General features: G+C 65.7%; 18 protein-coding genes. 12 read left to right on the forward strand and 6 right to left on the reverse strand.

Annotation, left to right across the window (positions count from 1 at the left end; genetic code table 11):
• The 3 genes from IV088_RS25195 to dnaA all read right to left on the reverse strand — a co-directional run.
• The coding region (locus IV088_RS25195; RefSeq protein WP_291107562.1) for an ATP-binding protein at positions 1-1,493 on the reverse strand (1,493 nt) is incomplete at its 3' end.
• Positions 1,494-1,573: 80 nt separating this feature from the next.
• Positions 1,574-2,680 (reverse strand): DNA polymerase III subunit beta, encoded by a 1,107-nt coding sequence (dnaN, locus tag IV088_RS25200; RefSeq protein ID WP_291107564.1) that lies wholly within the window; start codon positions 2,678-2,680, stop codon positions 1,574-1,576.
• Positions 2,681-2,816: 136 nt separating this feature from the next.
• On the reverse strand, positions 2,817-4,223 hold the full coding sequence (gene dnaA, locus IV088_RS25205; RefSeq protein WP_291107567.1) for a chromosomal replication initiator protein DnaA: 1,407 nt from the start codon (positions 4,221-4,223) through the stop codon (positions 2,817-2,819).
• A gap of 250 nt (positions 4,224-4,473) precedes the next feature.
• Between dnaA and rpmH the strand changes: the two genes are divergently transcribed.
• From rpmH to IV088_RS25245, 8 genes are all read left to right on the forward strand, one after another.
• Complete coding sequence (rpmH, locus tag IV088_RS25210; protein ID WP_066096666.1) at positions 4,474-4,608, forward strand: 50S ribosomal protein L34; 135 nt, start codon at positions 4,474-4,476, stop codon at positions 4,606-4,608.
• Between the two features lie 71 nt (positions 4,609-4,679).
• On the forward strand, positions 4,680-5,087 hold the full coding sequence (locus IV088_RS25215) for a ribonuclease P protein component (protein WP_291107570.1): 408 nt from the start codon (positions 4,680-4,682) through the stop codon (positions 5,085-5,087).
• Positions 5,081-5,368, forward strand: coding sequence for a membrane protein insertion efficiency factor YidD (yidD, locus tag IV088_RS25220; RefSeq protein ID WP_291107573.1), 288 nt, complete (start codon positions 5,081-5,083; stop codon positions 5,366-5,368). The genes IV088_RS25215 and yidD overlap by 7 nt, the downstream gene beginning before the upstream one ends.
• Entirely contained in the window at positions 5,365-7,056 is a 1,692-nt protein-coding gene (gene yidC / locus IV088_RS25225) for a membrane protein insertase YidC (RefSeq protein ID WP_291107575.1), read from the forward strand. Before yidD ends, yidC begins: the two co-directional genes overlap by 4 nt.
• Before the next feature lie 151 nt (positions 7,057-7,207).
• Positions 7,208-8,629, forward strand: a complete 1,422-nt coding sequence (gene mnmE / locus IV088_RS25230; RefSeq protein ID WP_291107576.1) for a tRNA uridine-5-carboxymethylaminomethyl(34) synthesis GTPase MnmE — start codon at positions 7,208-7,210, stop codon at positions 8,627-8,629.
• A gap of 78 nt (positions 8,630-8,707) precedes the next feature.
• Positions 8,708-10,024 carry an LpqB family beta-propeller domain-containing protein gene (locus IV088_RS25235; RefSeq protein WP_291107578.1) on the forward strand — a complete coding sequence of 439 codons (1,317 nt, stop codon included), beginning with the start codon at positions 8,708-8,710 and terminating at the stop codon, positions 10,022-10,024.
• A gap of 195 nt (positions 10,025-10,219) precedes the next feature.
• Positions 10,220-10,654 (forward strand): cyclic nucleotide-binding domain-containing protein, encoded by a 435-nt coding sequence (locus IV088_RS25240; protein WP_291107581.1) that lies wholly within the window; start codon positions 10,220-10,222, stop codon positions 10,652-10,654.
• 245 nt (positions 10,655-10,899) lie between these two features.
• Entirely contained in the window at positions 10,900-11,403 is a 504-nt protein-coding gene (locus tag IV088_RS25245; RefSeq protein WP_291107584.1) for a hypothetical protein, read from the forward strand.
• A gap of 48 nt (positions 11,404-11,451) precedes the next feature.
• On the opposite strand, the gene IV088_RS25250 is transcribed toward IV088_RS25245, so the two are convergent.
• On the reverse strand, positions 11,452-11,997 hold the full coding sequence (locus IV088_RS25250) for an adenine phosphoribosyltransferase (protein WP_291107587.1): 546 nt from the start codon (positions 11,995-11,997) through the stop codon (positions 11,452-11,454).
• 77 nt (positions 11,998-12,074) lie between these two features.
• Positions 12,075-14,063 carry a monovalent cation:proton antiporter family protein gene (locus tag IV088_RS25255; RefSeq protein ID WP_291107590.1) on the reverse strand — a complete coding sequence of 663 codons (1,989 nt, stop codon included), beginning with the start codon at positions 14,061-14,063 and terminating at the stop codon, positions 12,075-12,077.
• Between the two features lie 68 nt (positions 14,064-14,131).
• Here IV088_RS25255 and IV088_RS25260 point away from each other — a divergent pair, with 68 nt between their 5' ends.
• The 4 genes from IV088_RS25260 to IV088_RS25275 all read left to right on the forward strand — a co-directional run bounded on the left by IV088_RS25260 (position 14,132) and on the right by IV088_RS25275 (position 17,313).
• Complete coding sequence (locus IV088_RS25260; RefSeq protein ID WP_291107593.1) at positions 14,132-15,130, forward strand: KpsF/GutQ family sugar-phosphate isomerase; 999 nt, start codon at positions 14,132-14,134, stop codon at positions 15,128-15,130.
• A gap of 131 nt (positions 15,131-15,261) precedes the next feature.
• Entirely contained in the window at positions 15,262-15,828 is a 567-nt protein-coding gene (locus IV088_RS25265; protein ID WP_291107596.1) for a 3-deoxy-D-manno-octulosonate 8-phosphate phosphatase, read from the forward strand.
• On the forward strand, positions 15,825-16,490 hold the full coding sequence (lptC, locus tag IV088_RS25270; RefSeq protein WP_291107599.1) for an LPS export ABC transporter periplasmic protein LptC: 666 nt from the start codon (positions 15,825-15,827) through the stop codon (positions 16,488-16,490). Before IV088_RS25265 ends, lptC begins: the two co-directional genes overlap by 4 nt.
• 4 nt (positions 16,491-16,494) lie before the next feature.
• Complete coding sequence (locus IV088_RS25275) at positions 16,495-17,313, forward strand: SDR family oxidoreductase (protein ID WP_291107601.1); 819 nt, start codon at positions 16,495-16,497, stop codon at positions 17,311-17,313.
• Between the two features lie 154 nt (positions 17,314-17,467).
• On the opposite strand, the gene IV088_RS25280 is transcribed toward IV088_RS25275, so the two are convergent.
• Complete coding sequence (locus IV088_RS25280; protein WP_236962929.1) at positions 17,468-17,869, reverse strand: RNA-binding protein; 402 nt, start codon at positions 17,867-17,869, stop codon at positions 17,468-17,470.
• Positions 17,870-17,893 lie beyond the last annotated feature (24 nt).

Consider the following 17,893-nt stretch of genomic DNA (forward strand, 5'->3'; position numbering starts at 1 on the left):
TTGCGGTCGCGGCCCTGCTTGGCGGAGCCGCCGGCGGAGTCACCCTCGACGATGTAGATCTCGCACAGCGCCGGGTCTTTTTCCTGGCAGTCGGCCAGTTTGCCGGGCAGGCCCATGCCGTCGAGCACGCCCTTGCGGCGCGTCATTTCGCGCGCCTTGCGGGCGGCTTCGCGGGCGCGGGCGGCTTCCACGATCTTGCCGCAGATGATCTTGGCGTCGTTCGGGCGCTCTTGCAGGTAGTCGGCCAGCAGGCGGGACACGATGTCTTCCACCGGGCCGCGCACTTCGCTGGAGACCAGCTTGTCCTTGGTCTGGCTGGAGAACTTGGGCTCGGGCACCTTCACGCTCAGCACGCAGCACAGGCCTTCGCGCATGTCGTCGCCGGTGACTTCCACCTTGGCTTTTTTGGCCAGTTCGCTGTCGTCGATGTATTTGTTGATGACGCGCGTCATCGCGGCGCGCAGGCCGGTCAGGTGGGTGCCGCCGTCGCGCTGCGGGATGTTGTTGGTGAAGCAGAGCACCTGCTCGTTGTAGCCGCTGTTCCACTGCATGGCCACTTCAACGCCGATGTTGGTGCCCTGGTCGCTCGCGCGGTCGCCCAGCGCGTGGAACACGTTGGGGTGCAGAACCGTCTTGCCCTTGTTGATGAAATCCACGAAACCCTTGACGCCGCCGGCACCGGAGAAGTCGTCTTCCTTGCCGCTGCGTTCGTCCTTCAGGCGGATGCGCACGCCGTTGTTCAGGAAGCTCAGTTCGCGCAGGCGCTTGCTGAGGATCTCGTAGTGGAAATCGCTGTTCTCTTTGAAGATCTCGTAGTCGGGCAGGAAGTGCACTTCCGTGCCGCGCTTCTCGGTGTCACCGGCCACCTTCATGGGCGAGATTTCGATGCCGTCGGCGTTCTTCTCGACGATGCGGTTCTGCACGAAGCCGCGTGCAAAGTCGATCTGGTGCATCTTGCCTTCGCGGCGCACCGTGAGGCGCAGCCACTGGCTGAGCGCGTTCACGCAGGACACGCCCACACCGTGCAGGCCGCCCGACACCTTGTAGCTGTTCTGGTTGAACTTGCCGCCCGCGTGCAGCTCGGTCAGCGCGATCTCGGCCGCCGAGCGCTTGGGCTCGTGCTTGTCGTCCATCTTCACGCCGGTGGGGATGCCGCGGCCGTTGTCGGTGACGCTGATCGAGTTGTCGCTGTGGATGGTGACAACGATGTCGTCACAATGACCGGCCAGGGCTTCGTCGATCGAGTTGTCCACCACCTCGAACACCAGGTGGTGCAGGCCGGTGCCATCCGATGTGTCGCCGATGTACATGCCCGGGCGCTTGCGCACCGCTTCCAGGCCTTCCAGGATCTGGATGGCACCTTCGCCATACCCCTCGCTCGCGCCAGCCTGGTGGGCGTCGATGGTGGGCTGGAAATTGGAGCTGGCGGCCCCTGCTTCACCGGTGTTGACGGCTTCGGAACCGGGTTCTGCGGGCTGGTTGGCTTCGGACATGGTGAACTTTTCTCAATCGCTAGAAAGGCCAAACCCGCTGTGCAGCGGGTCGGGCTTGGGGGAGCAGGATCGCTGAACGATCAAATCCGCATCGGCATGACAACGTACTTGAACGCGTTGTCGTCGGGGTTGGTGACGAGCGCGGAGCTGTTGCCGTCGGCCAGCTCGATGCGAACCATCTCCTGGCTCATGTTCTGCAGCGCGTCGATCAGGTAGGTGACGTTGAAGCCGATCTCGATCGTGTCGCCACCGTAGTCGATGTCGAGTTCGTCCACGGCTTCTTCCTGCTCGGCGTTGCTCGACGCAACGCGCAGCGCGCCGGGTTCGACGTTCAGGCGCACGCCCTTGAACTTCTCGCTCGTCATGATGGCGGTGCGCTGCAGGCTGGCCAGCAGCGGCGCGCGACCCAGCGTGACGATGTTCTTGTGGTTCTTCGGGATCACGCGGTTGTAGTCGGGGAACTTGCCCTCGACCAGCTTGGTGACGAACTCCATGCCGTCGAAGCTGAACTTGGCCTGGTTGGCGGCGAACTGCATCTCGATCGCGCCTTCCTTGTCGGACAGCAGGCGCTGCAGCTCGATCACGGTCTTGCGCGGCAGGATCACCTCCTGTTTGGGCACTTCCACGTCCAGCTCGGCGCTGGCAAACGCCAGGCGGTGGCCGTCGGTAGCGACCAGGCTGAGCTTCTTGCCCTCGGCCACGAAGAGGATGCCGTTGAGGTAATAGCGGATGTCGTGCACGGCCATGGCAAACGACACCTGGCCGAGCAGGCTCTTGAGCGTCTTCTGCGGCACCGAGAACACGGGGCCGAAGCTGGCGGATTCCTGCACCAGCGGGAAGTCTTCGGGTGGCATGCTTTGCAGCGTGAAGCGGCTCTTGCCGCCTTTGAGCACCAGCTTGCCGCCGGTGTTTTCCAGGCTGACGGTCTGATCCGATGGCATGGTGCGCAGGATGTCGATCAGCTTGCGCGCGCCCAGGGTGGTGGCGAAGTTGCCGTCGTCGCCGTCGAGCTGGGCCGTGGTGCGGATCTGGATCTCCAGGTCGCTGGTGGTCAGCTGCACGGACGAGCCCGTCTTGCGCAGCAGCACATTGGCCAGGATCGGCAGGGTGTGCCGGCGCTCCACGATGCCCGCGACCGACTGCAGCGCAGCCAACACCTTGTCCTGGGTGGATTTCAAAACGATCATGTCAGACTCTTTCGTCTTTGGTTGACTGGTGGCGCTCCGCTCCGGCGCACTCCTCGGGCTTGCTACAGGGCCTCCTCAGAGCCCAAAACTCGCCTATTTTCACCTTTTTGCCAGGGCCTCCCGCAAACCATGGCCCTCAGCCCTTGAGCGTCTGTTCCAGCACGTGCAGCTGTTGGTTCAGCTCGCTGTTCTGCTGGCGCTCGGCGCCGATCTTGCGCACCGCGTGCAGCACCGTGGTGTGGTCCCTGCCCCCGAACAGCTCGCCGATTTCCGGCAGGCTTTTTTGCGTCAGTTCCTTGGCGATGAACATGGCAATCTGGCGCGGGCGGGCGATGCTGGCCGGGCGCTTCTTGCTGTACATGTCCGCGACCTTGATCTTGTAGTAGTCGGCCACGGTCTTCTGGATGTTCTCGACCGAAATCTGACGGTTCTGGATCGACAGCAGGTCTTTCAGCGCGTCGCGCGCCAGCTGGATCGATATTTCCTTCTGGTTGAAGCGCGAATAGGCCAGGATTTTCCGCAGCGCACCCTCGAGTTCGCGCACGTTGGAGCGCACGTTCTTGGCCACGAAGAACGCGACTTCCTCAGGCATGACGGCGTTCTCCACCGCCGCCTTGTTGATCAGGATGGCCACGCGCATTTCGAGCTCAGGCGGCTCGATGGCGACCGTCAGGCCCGAGTCGAAGCGCGAGACCAGCCGTTCGTGGATGTCGGCCAGGCCCTTGGGGTAGGTGTCGCTGGTCAGCACGATGTGGCTCTTGCGGGCCAGCAGCGCCTCGAAGGCGTTGAAGAATTCTTCCTGCGTGCGTTCCTTGTTGGCGAAGAACTGCACATCGTCGATCAGCAGCAGATCGAGCGAGTGGTAACGCTCCTTGAACTCGTCAAAAGTCTTGCGCTGGTAGGACTTGACCACATCCGAGACGAACTGCTCGGCGTGGATGTACAAAACCTTGGCCTGAGGGCGGTCCGCCAGCAGGTGGTTGCCGATGGCGTGCACCAGGTGGGTCTTGCCCAGGCCGACGCCACCGTAGATGAACAGCGGGTTGTAGAGCTGGCCCAGGCTGCCGGCGACGTGCATCGCCGCGGCGCGCGCCATGCGGTTGGCCGAGCCCTCGACGAGGGTGGAAAAGGTCAGCGCCGGGTTCAGCCGGGTGCGCGGGCCGGTGGGGTTGTTGGCTTCGGCCGGCGCCACATCGGGCAACTCGGCCAGCACCTGATCCTGCACCGTGCGCGGCGCAGGCGACGTGCGGCTGGGGCCTTCACGAGGAGCGAGCACCAACTCCAGGATGACAGGCGCCTGGTGGATGCTTTCCAGCAACGCGGCGATGCGGGCCGAATACTGGGCACGTATCCAGTCCATCTTGAACCGGTTGGCCACGGCGATCGTGACTTTGGAGGCGTCCGCCGCGACCACCGCCGAGAGCGGCCGGATCCAGGTGTTGAACTGTTGTTCGGGAATTTCCTGCGCCAGGCGATCGACGCAGGTCGACCAGAGCGACGGGATGTCGCTGGCGGCATTCAATGGGGGGGTGCCCTCGATCATGTAGACGGAAAAGGAAACTGTTCTTGTGGACAAATGGCTCGGGGCTGGCTGGGCATTGTACGGTGCCCGCGGACTTATCCACACGCTGGGGTTGCTCCCCTGACCGTGACCCGGGTGCTTGGTCGAGATGAGGTGTTGCAGCGGTTAAAAACGCCAAGTGCTTGCCGCGCATGGGGTTTTCTTGCGATAATCTCGGGTTTCCCTTTAACTTGAATGCCCACGGTCAAAGCCTGGGTCCACTGCCATGGCAATGAAACGCACCTACCAGCCTTCCAAGATCAAGCGCGCCCGTACCCACGGCTTCCTCGTGCGCATGAAGACCCGCGGCGGCCGTGCCGTGATCAACGCCCGCCGCGCCAAGGGCCGCAAGCGCCTGGCCGTCTGAGCCTGCTCGCGCCTGCAGCCCATGCCGGTCGGGTCGATGCTGTTCAGCATGCCTGCCACCCGGTTCGGCTGATGCAGCGCATCCGGTCCCGGCCGCAGTTCCAGGCCGTCATGGCGGGTGCCCTCGTGGCCAAGACCCCCCACTTTGCCCTCCACCGGCTGGCGCTGCCCAGCCCGGACGAGGGCCGCGCGCTGTTTCCTGTGGCCGACACCTGGCTGGGTGTGATGCTGCCCAAACGCTGGGCCCGTCGCGCGGTCACGCGCAACACCATCCGCCGCCAGATCTATGAGGTCTCCCGCGTGGCCGGGTCGGCGTTGCCGCAGGCGGCGTTGGTGGTGCGCTTGCGCAGCGAGTTCAGCCGCAAGCAGTTTGTGAGCGCCACGTCGGACGCCCTCAAGGCCGCTGTGCGCGCCGAGCTGACCCAGCTGATGGGCCGTGTTGCCGTGAAGGCTGCGCCTGCCGAGGCCGCGCCATGTTGAGCGGCTGGCCGCGCCGTGCTCTGATCGGTCTGGTCAAGGGCTACCGTTTGCTGCTGAGTCCATGGCTCGGCAATGGCTGCCGTTTCGAGCCCACCTGTTCGGTCTACGCCATCGGTGCGCTGGACCGACACGGTGCCCTGGCCGGTACCTACCTCATGCTGCACCGCATCGGTCGCTGCCAGCCCTGGTGCCAGGGCGGTCACGACCCGGTGCCCGAGCGGGCGCCGCGCCTGTTTTCGCGTCTGATCCCTTCGTCCCCTGAAAAGAAGATCCCGTCATGAACGACATCCGCCGCTCCATCCTCTGGGTGGTTTTTGGTTTTTCGATGGTCCTGATCTGGGACAAGTGGCAGATCCACAACGGCAAGGCGCCCACCTTTTTCCCATCGTCTGCGGTGACGGCGCCCAAGGCCGTTGGCGCGGCCGCGCCAACGGCTGGCGGCAACGCTGCTGTGCCCGCAGCAACAACGGCGGCTGCCGGCGTCGCAGCAGCACCCGGCGGCGCGCCCGCACCGGTGGCCCAGCGCATCGATGCCAGCACCGACGTGCTGAAGCTGACCTTCAACAGCGAAGGCGGCTCCCTGATCGGCGCCACGCTGCTCAAGCACGCCAGTCAGCAACTCGGCTCCGAGCCGCTGCAGCTGCTGGCCCAGAACGACAAGCACACCTATGTGGCGCAGACCGGTCTGATCGGCGGCAGCTTTCCCACCCACAAGACCCCGATGACGCTGGTCGCGGGCCCGACGTCGCTGGCCGAGGGCCAGAACGAGCTGGCATTGCGCTTCGAATCGGCCGACGTCGGCGGTGTGAAGCTGGCCAAGACCTACACGCTGCAGCGCGGCAGCTATGTGATTGGCGTGAGCCATGAGGTGGTCAACGCCGGCGCGGCGGCGGTCACCCCGCAGCTGTACCTGCAGCTGGTGCGCGACGGCAACAAGACCGACAGCGAAACGCCCTTCTATTCCACCTTCACCGGCCCGGCGATCTACACCGGCGCCCAGAAGTACCAGAAGGTCGAGTTCAAGGACATTGACGCGGGCAAGAACAATTTCGAGAAGACCTCGAATGACGGCTACGTCGCCATGGTGCAGCACTACTTTGCCTCGGCCTGGCTGCTGGGCGATGGCACCGCGCGCGAGAACTTCGCCCGCAAGGTCGACAACAGCCTGTACTCGGTCGGTTCGATCGCGACGCTGCCCGCTGTGGCCCCCGGGCAGAGCCAGAAACTCGATGCGCGCCTGTTCATTGGCCCGCAACAGGAGACGGTGCTCGAAACCGTGGCCCCGGGCCTGGAACTGGTGAAGGACTACGGCTGGTTGACCATCCTGGCCAAGCCGCTGTACTGGCTGCTGGAGAAGATCCACGGCTTCGTGGCCAACTGGGGCTGGTCGATCGTGCTGCTGGTGGTGTTGCTCAAGGCGGCTTTCTACTGGCTCAACGCCAGCGCCTACCGCAGCATGGCCAAGATGAAGGCCATCAACCCGAAGGTCGCCGAGATGCGCGAGCGTCTCAAAGGCAACCCGCAGTTGATGCAGCAGGAAATGATGAAGATGTACCGGGAAGAAAAAGTCAACCCGCTGGGTGGCTGCTTCCCCATCATGATCCAGATCCCCGTGTTCATCGCGCTGTACTGGGTGCTGCTGTCGTCGGTGGAAATGCGCAACGCGCCCTGGATGGGCTGGATCACCGACCTGTCCACCAAAGACCCGTACTTTGTGTTGCCCTTCATCATGACGCTGACCACGATCATTCAGACCGCGCTCAACCCGCTGCCGCCCGATCCGCTGCAGGCCAAGATGATGTGGCTGATGCCGCTGATGTTCTCGGTCATGTTCTTCTTCTTCCCGGCCGGCCTGGTGCTGTACTGGATCACGAACAACGTGTTGACGATCGCCCAGCAGTCCTTCATCAACAAGCGCATGGGTGTGCCGCTGAAGATCACGAACCCGTTCGAACTTTTTAGGAAGTAACCCCCTGCGCCGCTTCGCGGCTCCCCCCTCAAAGGGGGGCGACACCAGAGGCCCGGCAAAGCCGGTTCCTCGGTGTCTCTGGAAAGGACACTTCACGCCATCGGGCCTGCAACTGCAGGCCCTTTGTTTTTCCGCTTTATCCTCTCGCTTCATGCTCGCTGCTTCCCGAGACCCCATCGTTGCCATCGCCACCGCGCCCGGTCGTGGCGCCGTGGGCATCGTGCGGGTGTCGGGCAAGGGACTGGCGGGTTTCGTGCAGACCCTGCTTTGCCGCGCGCTCAAGCCGCGTGAGGCCACCTACCTGCCGTTTCTCGATGCAGCCGGTCAGTCGATTGACCATGGCCTGGCGCTGTGGTTTCCGGGACCGCACTCGTACACGGGCGAAGACGTGCTGGAGCTGCAGGGGCATGGCGGACCGGTGGTGTTGCAGTTGCTGCTGGCGCGCTGCCTGCAAGTCGCGCAGTCCGCCGATGCCAATGGCCTGCCGCTGCTGAGCGGTCTGCGGCCCGCGCGCGCGGGCGAGTTCACCGAACGCGCCTTCCTGAACGACAAGCTCGACCTGGCCCAGGCCGAGGCCGTGGCCGACCTGATCGACGCCAGCACCGAGGCCGCTGCCCGCAGCGCCAGTCGCTCATTGGCGGGCGTGTTTTCCGAACGCATCCACGCGCTGCGCGATGCGCTGATCAACCTGCGCATGCTGGTGGAAGCCACGCTGGACTTCCCCGAGGAAGAGATCGACTTCCTGAAAAAGGCCGACGCCGAGGGGCAGCTCGCCCGCTTGCGCACCGCGTTGACCGATGTGCAGGCCCAGGCGCGCCAGGGCGCCTTGCTGCGCGACGGCCTCAAGGTCGTGATCGCCGGCCAACCCAACGCGGGCAAAAGCTCGCTGCTCAACGCGCTCGCTGGTGCCGAGCTGGCCATCGTGACGTCCATTGCCGGCACCACGCGCGACGTGGTACAGCAGACCATCCAGATCGAAGGTGTGCCGCTGCACGTGATCGACACCGCCGGGCTGCGCGAAGGCGCCGACGTGGACGAGGTCGAAAAAATCGGCATCGAGCGCGCCTGGGGCCAGATCGAAGGGGCCGATGCGGTGCTTTTCCTGCACGACCTGACCCGGTGCGAAAGCGCCGACTACCAGGCGGCGGACGCCGCCATCGCGGCTGCATTGCCGATGGGGGTGACGGTGCTGCAGGTCTGGAACAAGCTGGATCAGAGCGGGGCCCCTCAACAGGCGGCGCTCGCTGACCGTTTGCGGGCCGGTGATCTGGCGATTTCGGCCAAGAGTGGTGATGGCATCGAAGGCCTGCGACAGGGTTTGCTCACCCTGGCCGGCTGGCAGCACGCGGGCGATGGCCTGTTCATGGCGCGCGAGCGGCACCTTCAGGCCCTGCGCCGCGTGGCCGAGCACCTGGGCAGCGCGCAGACCTGTCTGGAGGCCCGCGCCGAGCACCTGGACCTGCTGGCGGAGGAGCTGCGTCTGGCGCAAAACAGCCTGAGCGAGATCACCGGCGAGTTCAGCGCCGACGACCTGCTGGGTGAGATCTTCTCCCGCTTCTGCATCGGCAAGTGATGCCTGGCCCGGGTCGCCGCGCAGACCGGACGATCGCTTGCAGAATGTCACATTTGACCGATGGAGCCGCAGAACGTCATGGACACCGCCGTGCAACCGGTCGAAGCCTTCAACTGGCGTCAGGCTGACGCCATCGTTTTCACCGCCGATGCCGATGCGCAGCGCGCGATCGACGGGATCGGGCGCACCGAGGATGTGCATTTCTCCCCGGACAACCAGCGCTTGGCACTGGTGGGCCACCTGGACAACCGCCTGCTGGTGCTGGGGGTGTGCTTCACCGGGGATGGGGCCACGCCAGCGGTTCATCTGCACAGCCCCCAGGAGGTGGTGTCTGACGCCTTCTCCTACCCGCACGGGGTCTTCTGGATCGACGATGAGACCCTGATCGTGGCGAACCGGCAAGGGGATGCGCCCATCCTTCGGGTGCCTCGGGCATCGCCGATCACGGCGGTCCTCCAGCTCGAACCGCTGGCGCGTTTGCGGTCCGACGGGACCGAACAGCTGGTGCACACCCCCGGGTCGGTGAGCGTGGCCGCTCTGGATGGGGGCTGGCTGGAGGTCCTGCTCTGCAACAACTACGCGAACCAGGTGTCGCAGCACCTGCTGGACGCGCGGAACGGTTATGCGGTGCTCGGTGGCTCCCGGCTGCTGGCCGCCGGACTCCAGATCCCCGACGGCGTGGCCCACAGCCGGGACCAGCACTGGATCGCCGTGAGCAACCACGACGAACACTGCGTGTTCGTGTACGAAAACACCGCCACACTGGGTCCGTCCAGCCCACCTGCGGCGGTGCTGCGCGGGATGAACTACCCGCACGGGCTGCGCTGGACCCGGGACAGCCGGTTCCTGCTGGTGGCCGATGCGGGACTGCCGCTTGTCCATGTCTATCGGTGCGAGGCCGGGGGCTGGCAAGGCGAGTGCCTCCCGATCGAACGCATGCGGGTGCTGGACGAAGAGCGCTTTCGGCGCGGGCAGTACAACCCACAGGAGGGAGGGCCCAAGGGCATGGACCTCGCGGCCAACGACCGGGTGCTGGTCACCACCACGCAGGAGCAGGCGCTGGCCTTTTTTGCCTTGGCGCCGGTGCTGGGGCCTCGCGACCAACCCGGCACGGACGCAGACCGACCGGCATCCACCGCATCCACGTTGGCCCGTCACGTCCAGGGCCAGGCCAGAACACTGAGTGCCCTGGCGCAACGGTGGCGGGACGAGCGCATTCGCCACGAGGCGGCGATGGCCGAAGCGGGAGGCGTGTTGGCACAGGCACAGTGCCTGGTCGACCAGCAGCAACAGCACATCCAGCGGGTGGCCACCAGCCGCTCCTGGCGTCTGACGGCGCCGTACCGTTGGTTGGGCCAAAGCCTTCGCGATCTCTTCCGGGCCCACACGGGCTGACGCCCATGGCCAGGGTTCGGGGCTTGGTGTTGCCGCTGAGTGACACTTTGCGACCGTCGGGAGCTCAACTGTAAGCAGCCGTAAATGGTTGGCCTGCATGGGCTTGTGTCTGCGGGTACAGGGCGGTTAATGTGCGCCATGACTCTCGGCCAGCACCCCCCTCTTCGTTCTGACATTCAAGGTCTTGCCCAGGCCATGAAGCTCAGCAGCGCGCTGGATGCTGTGCCTCTGAACCTCTCGGCAGACCAGTGGCAAACGCTGGCCGACTACCTGCAGCCGGTGGTGTTGAAACAGGGGCAGGTGTTGATCGAGCAGGGCGTGAAGGACCGGACGGTCTACTTCGTCGAAAGTGGCAGCCTCACCGTGCATTACGAAGACGACAAGGACCGCGTGCGCATCGCAATGGTGGGCGCCGGGTCCATCCTGGGCGAAGGGGCTTTTTTCAGCCACCTGCCGCGCAGTGCCACCGTGAATGCCGGCAGTCACGCCAGGTTGTGGTGCATGACACCGTTGCGTTTCCGTGAGCTGTCGACCCGCTTTCCTTCCATTGCGCTGGACCTCACCGTCGCCATGGCGGCGGTGCTGTCCCGTCGCATGTACCACAAGCCCAAACGCGTGGCCGTCACCTGATGGGGCCCCTGTTGTCCAGTTGTAACGATTCGCCGGGTGATTGCGGCACTTTTTCTCATTCCAACCCATTGTCCTGAAGGCATACTCCGGCCATGTCCCTGTTGCGCTGGCTACAAGCCAAAAAATCCGATGCAGGCGGGAGCGGTGGCCGGAGCAAACCCCGCCGCTCTTTCAGCCAGACGACCTTGCCCCTGATCTCGCCGCGGCGCGGTCGGCGTGTCCTGCGCCGAGAGCAGTTGTTCTCCGTGGTTCGCGAGTCTTTGATCCGCGCTGGCGTGCTGTCCACCAGCTACGACTTCAAGGTGCTCGCCCTCGACACCAGCGGCGACGGCTTTCTGGTGCTGGTGGATCTGGCGTTGCCCGCCGAAGCCATGCCTGATGAGTACCTGCTGGAGATCGAACGCTGGATCCAGAGCAGCGCCCGCTCGCGTCATTCGATGCAGGTGGAGGCGGTGTATTGGCGGCGCAAGGCGGCCCACGACCAGCGCGGCATGGCCTTGAAGGCGGCGGTGTCGGCGCAGACCCAGCGCGAGGCGGCCCTCAGCGGCACGGCCATTCCTGCGCCCGACACGCCGTTGTCCAACGGACGTGTGCAGTCCGTGGCGCCTGAAGAGGTGAGTGCCTTTCGCCAGGCCTTGCAGCAACCTGCGATGCCAGCGCACCGCATGGAGCTGCCACCCGATGCGCCCGAGCCGGAGTCGCACAGCGGTTTTTCCGAGCTGAGCGAGACCCAGTACGGCAAGCTCTGAGGCAGGTCCGGTGGGGCGGTCGGGTGTCGGAGTCGGACCCAGGGGGCGTCAATGCCCAGCGAAATCGACCAGCGTGAACAGAGGCAGCCCCGATGCTCGCAGCTTGTCCGAACCCCCCAGTTCGGGCAGGTCGACGATGGCCGCACCTTCCATCACCTCGGCACCGAGCTTTTCCAGCAGCCGCCGCCCCGCCATCATCGTGCCACCGGTGGCGATCAGGTCGTCGATCAGCAGCACGCGGTCCCCTGCCTTGACGGCGTCGGTGTGCAGCTCGACCGTCGCGCTGCCGTATTCCAGTTCGTAGGTTTCCTCCACCGTGGTGAAGGGCAGCTTGCCCTTCTTCCGGATCGGCACAAAGCCCACGCCCAGCTCGTAGGCCACCACCGAGCCGATGATGAAGCCGCGCGCGTCCAGCCCGGCCACCACGGTGGGGCGGAGCGCAGGGTCCATGTAGCGATGCACAAAGGTGTCGATCAGAACGCGGAACACCTTGGGGTCCTGCAGCAGCGGCGTGATGTCACGGAACTGCACACCCGGTGCCGGCCAGTCGGGCACGGTGCGGATGTGCGAGCGGAGGTAAGCGGCGTTGTCCATGTGCGGGATTATCCCTCTCACACCCGAAACACAGCACCGGGGCGAGGCCCGATCAGGACAGGGGTTTTGGCCGATGTTCAGCGGCCGCTGAGCAACTTCTCTTCGGCCAGCGCCAGCGCAGGGGCCTTGCCGCTGAGCACCAGGGTGTCGCCGCCCTGGAGCACGGTCAGGTCGTCAAATGGCGCGTTCTGCCCACCCACACGCCGCAGGTTGGCCACGCGCACGCCCATGGCGTCGAGCGCGGCGCTGCCGAGGGTCTTGCCCACCTTGCGCCCGCCCGGCGGGATGGTGACCGTGGACAGGCGCTCGTGATCGGCTTCTTCGATGCCGTCGTCGTCCGCGCCGTGAAAGTAGCCCTTGAGCAGGTTGTAGCGCGCATCGCGCTGGTCCTGCACCACGCGGATCACACGCCGCATCGGCACGCCCACCAGCGCCAGCGCGTGGCTGGCCAGCATCAGGCTGGCCTCGATGGCCTCGGGCACCACCTCGGTCGCGCCGGCCTGGCGCAGCCTGGCGTCGTCCGTGTCGTCGATGGTGCGCACCACCACCGGCACCTGCGGCGCGTGTTCGTGGGTGTGGTGCAAGACCTTGAGCGCACTCGTGGTTTCGATGTAGGTGATCACGACCGCGCTGGCACGGTGCAGGCCGGCCGCCATCAAGGCCTGCAGCCGCGCGGCGTCGCCGAACACCACCGAGTGCCCGGCCGCTGCGGCCTGGCGCACCCGGTCGGGGTCGAGGTCCAGCGCCATGTAGGGAATGCCTTCGGCTTCGAGCAGGCGCGCCAGGTTCTGGCCGCAGCGGCCGTAACCGCAGATGATCACGTGCTTGTCGGCGTTGATGGCCTTGCGCGCGATGGTCGTCATCTGCACCGACTGCATGAGCCAGTCGCTGCCCACCACGCGGGTGACGATGTCGTTGGTGTACATGATCAGGAACGGCGTGGCGAGCATGGAGATGACCATGCTCGCCAGGATGGGGTTGAACAGCTGCGGCGGCACCAGCTGGTACTGGCCGGCCAGCGTCAGCAGCACGAGACCGAACTCACCCCCCTGGCAGAGGTACAGGCCGGTGCGCAGCGCGGTGCCCATCGGCGCGCCGAAGGCACGCGTGAGGCCCGAGATCATGGCGATCTTGAAACCCAGCGAGAGCGTGAGCAACAGCAGCACGAGAGGCCAGCGCTCCAGCACAAGGCGCCAGTCCAGCATCATGCCGATGGTGATGAAGAACAGGCCCAGCAGCACGTCGTGAAACGGGCGGATGTCGGTCTCCACCTGGTGCTTGTATTCGGTCTCGGAAATCAGCATGCCCGCCACGAACGCACCGAGCGCGAGCGACAGGCCAGCGTGTTCCGTCAGCCAGGCCAGGCCCAGCGTGATCAGCAGCAGGTTGAGCATGAACAGCTCTTCGCTTTTGCGCCGCGCCACCAGCGTGAGCCACCACCGCATCACCTTCTGGCCCCCGGTGAGCAGCACGCCGAGCAGCACCACCGCCTTGACCAGGGCCAGGCCCAGGGCGGGCAGCAGGTCTTCCGGCGCGGAGCCCAGCGCGGGAATCAGCACCAGCAGTGGCACCACGGCCAAATCCTGAAACAGCAGGATGCCCACCACGCGCTTGCCATGCTCCGACTCCAGCTCCAGCCGCTCGACCACGAGCTTGATCACGATGGCGGTGCTGCTCATGGCCATCACGCCGCCCAGCGACAACGCCATTTGCCACGAGAGCTTCCACCAGTTGGGCAGCAGCACGCCCATGGCCAGCGAGGCCAGCGTGGTCAGCAGCACGGTGAGCACGACCTGGGACAGTCCCAGACCGAACACGTGCCGCTTCATGGTCCTGAGCTTGGGCAGTGAAAACTCCAGCCCGATCACGAACATCAGGAACACCACGCCGAATTCGGCGAGGTGTCTCAGACCGGCCGAGTCCTGCGCGAGCGCGAGCGCGTTCGGGCCGATCACCACGCCCACCACCAGGTAACCGAGCATCGGCGGCAGCTTGAGCATGCGGCAACCGACCACGCCCAACACGGCGGCCAGCAGGTAAAGCAGCGTGATGTCGAGCGAATTCATGTCCTGATGTTAATCGGGTGAATCTCGGTGCGAAGTCGCCGTTCGGTGGCTGCGGCGATAATCATTTGATGAGTCTGCCCCCCACCCTGGATCCCGTTCGCACGACCAACCTGGCGCGCGAAGCCTTGGACATTGAGGCCCAGGCGGTGCTCTCCATGGCCGGTCGGCTGGACGACCGTTTTGTGCGTGCGGTCGGCCTGCTGCTGTCGTGCAAGGGGCGCGTGGTGGTCATGGGCATGGGCAAGAGTGGCCACATCGGACGCAAGATCACCGCCACCCTGGCTTCCACCGGAACGCCCTCGATGTTCGTTCACCCGGCCGAGGCCAGCCATGGCGACCTGGGCATGATCACCGCCACCGATGTGGTGCTCGGCATCAGCAACAGCGGCGAAAGCGAGGAGCTCACCGCCATCCTTCCACTGATCAAGCGCATGGGTGTGCCGCTGGTCGCGTTCACCGGCCGGGCGTCGTCCACCCTGGGGCGACACGCCGACGTGGTGCTCGACACCTCGGTCGAAAAAGAGGCCTGCCCGCACAACCTGGCCCCCACCGCCAGCACCACCGCGCAACTCGCGCTGGGTGACGCGCTCGCCGTGGCGTTGCTCGACGCCCGGGGGTTCAAGGCCGACGACTTTGCCCGTTCGCACCCCGGTGGCGCCCTGGGTCGCAAGCTCCTCACGCTCGTGAGCGACGTGATGCGCAGCGGTGATGATGTACCGCGCGTGTCGGCACAGACCAGTTTGATGGAGCTGATGCGCGTGGTCAGCGCCAAGGGGCTGGGCATGAGTGCCATCGTCGATGCGGACGATCAGGTGCTGGGCATCTTCACGGACGGTGACCTGCGCCGCCTGATCGAGAAAACCGGCAGCGGTGCCGATCTGCGTGCACTCTCTGCCGCCGAGGTGATGCACCCCAACCCGCGCACGGTGCGCGCCGATGTGCTGGCGGTGGTGGCCGCCGACCTGATGGAGGCCGGTTGCATCACCAGCGTGCTGGTGGTGGATGACGCGGGGCGGCTGTGTGGTGCGCTCAACAGCAACGACCTGATGCGTGCGAAGGTCATTTGATCCTCCAGCGCCGCGCTGCGCACGTCACTCCCCGGGGACGACGCTGACGGCCCGGCAAAGCCGGTTCCGCTGCGCCCTGGGTTTGGGGTGCTTCACCCGTTGCTGGTGTGCTCCCCGGTTAGCATTGCGCCATGTCTTCTGATCTTCCGCCGCTGCGTCCCACGCTGAACTTCGACCCCGAGCTGTTGCTTCGCGCTCAGCCGGTGCGCGTGGTGTTCTTCGATGTGGACGGCGTGTTGACCGACGGGGGCCTGTATTTCAGCAAAGCCGGCGAGACGCTCAAACGGTTTCACACGCTCGATGGCCACGGCATCAAGCTGCTGCAGCGCGCGGGCATCACGCCTGCGGTGATCAGCGGGCGCGATGCGCCTGCACTGCGCACGCGCCTGGGCGCGCTGGGGGTGACCCACCTGCGCCTCGGCACCGAAGACAAACGACCGGCGGCCGAATCGATCCTGGCCGAACTGGGGCTGGGATGGTCGCAAGCCGCGGCGATGGGAGACGATTGGCCCGATTTGCCCATGCTGCGCCGTGCGGCGCTGGTGTGTGTGCCGCCAACGGCCCATGCCGAGGCGCTGGCTTTGGCGCACCATGTCACCGTGCGCGCGCCAGGCATGGGTGCGGTGCGGGAGCTCTGTGACTTGTTGCTGGTGGCGAGCGGCCGCTACGCGGTCGAGCTGGAGATGGCCGCGAGATGAGCACGGCAGTGAGCACGGCAGTTCCCCTTGTGTCCCCTGGCGCGGCGCCCGTCCGCAAGTTCGGCTTCGGCCGCTGGTGGGACAGGATGTCGATCTACCTGCCGGTGCTGCTCATGATGCTGCTGGCGCTGGCGTCCTACTGGTTGTTGCGCGCCACCCCGGAGCCCGAGCAACCCGCCGCCGAGCAGCCTGTGACGCACGAGCCCGACTATTTCATGAAGCGCTTTTCGGTCAAGGTGTTCGAGGCCGGAGGCGCACTCAAGACCGAGCTTTTCGGGACCGAAGCGCGGCACCACCCCGACACTGGCACCCTGGTCGTGGACGCTGCGCGCATCCGTTCGTTCAACCCCCAGCGCCAGCTCTCCACGGCCACCGCCAAGACGATCACCAGCAACGACGCCGGCACGGTGTTTGTGCTCGAAGGCGATGCCGCCGTGGTGCGCCAGGCGGGGCGCAGTCCGAGCGGACAACCGTTGGCCCGTATGGAGTTCCATGGCGAGTACCTGCGTGTGTCGGTGGACCCCGATCACGTCATGTCCGACCAGCCGGTCCTGCTGGTGCGCGACAAGGACCAGATCACCGCCAACACGCTGGACTACCAGGGAGACACCCGGGTCGCGGTGATGACCGGCCAGGTGCGAGCCCGGTTCGCGCCGCGTTGATGCCATGACCGTCGCCCGCTCCGACAGCGTCGCCGACCGTCCCCTCGTCTTCATCACCGGTGCCTCCAGCGGCATCGGACAGGCGCTGTCGTTGCGTTATGCGCGGGCCGGCTACCGGCTGGCACTGGTGGCCCGGCGCAGTGAGGCGTTGCAGGCCTGGGCGGATGCGCAGGGCTGGGATGGTCAGCGCTGCCGGGTGTACCGGGCGGATGTGGCCGAGACGGACAGCATCGTCGAAGCGGGCCAGCGCTGCCTGGCTGAACAGGGCTTGCCCGATGTGGTGATCGCCAGCGCGGGCGTCAGCATCGGCATGGACACCGCCCAGCGCGAAGACCTGGATGTGATGGCCCGCACCTTCGCGCTCAACAACACCGGCCTGGCCGCCACCTTCCACCCCTTTGTGAGCGCCATGGTCGCGCGTGGCAGCGGCCGGCTGGTGGGCATCGCCAGCGTGGCTGCCATTCGCGGCCTGCCCGGTCATGGGGCCTATTGCGCCAGCAAGGCCGCCGTGGTGGCGTACTGCGAAAGCCTGCGTGGTGAACTGCGCCGCAGCGGGGTCGGCGTGGTCACCCTGTTGCCAGGCTATGTGGACACACCGCTGACGCAGCAGAACCGATACGCCATGCCGTTTCTGCTGAGCCCCTCGGCGTTTGCCGACCGTGCTTTCGACGCCATCCAGGCCGGAACAGGTTACCGCGTCATCCCATGGCAGATGGGGGTGGTGGCCAAGCTGCTGAGGATGATGCCCAACCCTTTGTACGATCGATTGTTGACCGGTCGTGCGCGCAAGCACCGACAGGGAGAGGGCCGGTCAGCCGGTTGAGGCGCGCCCGGCGCACATGGATCGGCTGCAGGGTTGAGCCACTGTGAGCGGGGCTCCAAAAAATCCGAGCACCAACAAAAAAGCCCCTCGGCACGCCGGGGGGCTTTTGCATTTCCGGCCTCAAGGGACCGGGAATGGCTGAGGGGTCGGACGATCAGTAACCGCCGCGGCCACCACCGCCACCGCCTTCACGACGGCCACCGCCGCCGTAGGGGCTGCGGAAGCCGCCTTCGCCGCCACCACCGAAGCCGCCGCCACCACCGCGGGGGCCACCGAAGCCGCCGCCGCCGGTACGGGGGGGACGGGCTTCCATCGGACGGGCTTCGTTCACGACGAGGCTGCGACCACCCAGGGACTGACCGTTCATGCCTTCAACGGCGGCGAGCGCTTCTGCGTCGCTGCCCATTTCGACAAAGCCGAAACCTTTGGAGCGGCCGGTGTCACGTTCCATCATGACCTTGGCGCTGTTGACAGAGCCGTAGGCGCTGAAAGCTTGCTGAAGGTCTTCGTCACGCACGGTGTAGGGCAGGTTGCCCACGTACAGTTTGTTGCCCATGGTTGGGACTCCTAATAACACTGA

The sequence above is a fragment of the Hydrogenophaga sp. genome (assembly GCF_018780075.1).
GTDB lineage: Bacteria > Pseudomonadota > Gammaproteobacteria > Burkholderiales > Burkholderiaceae_C > Hydrogenophaga.